The sequence below is a fragment of the Streptomyces sp. 142MFCol3.1 genome, assembly GCF_000424945.1.
GTDB classification, from domain to species: Bacteria; Actinomycetota; Actinomycetes; order Streptomycetales; family Streptomycetaceae; genus Streptomyces; species Streptomyces siamensis.
On record NZ_AUKV01000093.1, the window covers coordinates 1 to 1,796 of the forward strand.

The 1,796-nt window shown below is 69.2% G+C and carries 1 protein-coding gene and 1 pseudogene; both read right to left on the bottom strand.

All coding sequences use genetic code 11. The features are described 5' to 3' along the window. Positions 1 to 656: pseudogene (locus H305_RS0143605) on the bottom strand (peptidase M4 family protein); the annotation flags it as partial. A 315-nt stretch (positions 657 to 971) separates the two neighbouring features. After that, a partial coding sequence (locus H305_RS0143610; protein WP_028805945.1) for a M4 family metallopeptidase occupies positions 972 to 1,796 on the bottom strand: 825 nt, incomplete at its 5' end.

A 1,796-nucleotide genomic window follows, 5' to 3' on the forward strand; every position in this document is an offset into this window, starting at 1 on the left:
TACTCGTAGAGCTTCTTGCCGGTGGCGGCGTCGGTGATGACGTGCAGTTCGTTGGGGGTGCCGTCGTCCTGGAGGCCGCCGACGACGGTCTCGTAGGCGAGGACGGGCTTGCCGGTGGCGGCCCAGATCACCTTGCGGGGCGCCCGGTCGGCCGCGGTCTTCTCCGAGCCCGCGGCCTCGGCGGCGGTGAGCGCCTGCTTCTCGGCCTTCGCGGTGGTGACCGCCGGCTTGAGCGAGGCGACCTTGATGGCCGCCTTGGTGGCCTTGGTCACGCCCTCGGCCTTGCCGGACTTCGACTCGTGGACGACCAGGTCGCCGCCGAGGACCGGAAGTCCGTCGTAGGTGCGCTCGTAGCGGGTGTGGACGGTGCCGTCGGCGTCCTTGACGACGTCTCTGACGACCAGCTTCTCCCTGGAGCCGAGGCCTATCTCCCGGGCCGTCTCCGCCTTGGCGGCGTCGGCCTTCTGGATCAGGGCGGTCCGCGCGGGGGAGGAGAGCTGGACGGGGGCGCCGGCGAGGGTGGTCGCGCCGGCAGGGGTCGCCGCGTTCTGGGCGACGGCACCGGTGGTCATACCGGTGGCGAGCAGAGCTCCGGCCGCGACGGCGGTGGCGATGGCCAGAGTGGTGCGCTTGTGACGCGCGTAGAGGGGGGTCACGCAAGCTCCTTCTGTGGGGGCGCCCGGACGGCTTTGGGGTGGCCGGACGGGCGAGGTGAAGTTGCGGTGCGGGTGAGCCGTGCGGTGGAAGCGTGCCATCTGGGGCGCGTACATGTCAGGAGGCCCTAAAGACCTTGGCCGAAAGTCGACCATTGGGTGAACGGCTCGGTGTTCCGGAGTGGAGTCGATCTCCTTCAAAGGGGAGTCAGGCCAAACCCCCGGACGGGCAAAGAGGGCGCCGCCCCGGGGAGTTGAACCTCCGGGACGGCGCCCTGTCCTGTGCGTCACCGCCTCGCGCGGGGAGCGCGGCGCGGTCTACGGGAACGTCAGCTTCCAGCTGTTGATGTAGCCGGTGTCCTGCGCCGCCTGGTCCTGGACCTTCAACTTCCAGGTGCCGTTGGCGACTTCGGAGGACGCGTCGACCGTGTAGGTCGCGTTCACGTTGTCCGCCGAGTCGGACGAGCTGAAGTTCTTCAGGCGGTACGTCGACCCGTCCGGGGCCACCAGGTCGATGACGAGGTCACCGCGCCAGGTGTGCACGATGTCGACGCTCACCGCGAGGTTCGACGGCGCGTTGCCGGTACGGCCGGTGACCGTGATCGACGACGTGACGGCCGCGCCGTTGTCCGGAATCGATACGTCGGTGGTGTTCTCGAACGACGTACCGCCGCCGCCACCGCCGGGACGCGAGCCCACGTTCACGGCCGCCCAGGCGTTCTGCACGGCCGTGTACTCGGCGCTCGTGGTGCCGTACAGCTCGCCCGCCGCCGCGAGCGTGCCGGTGCGGGCCGCCGCGTAGTTGGTGGTCGAGGTGAACTTCGTGGTGAGCGCCCGGTACCAGATCTGCAGCGCCTTGTCGCGGCCGATGCCGGTGACCGGAAGGCCGTCCGACGTCGGCGAGTTGTAGCTGACGCCGTTGATGACCTTGGCGCCGCTGCCCTCGCTCAGCAGGTAGAAGAAGTGATTCGCGGGACCCGACGAGTAGTGCACGTCGACGCCGCCGATGCCGGAGTACCAGCTGTCCTTGGACGCGCCGTCCTTGCTCGGCTTGTCCATGTAGCGCAGCGGGGTGCCGTCGCCGTTGATGTCGATCTTCTCGCCGATGAGGTAGTCACCGACGTCGCTGCTGTTGTTGGCGTA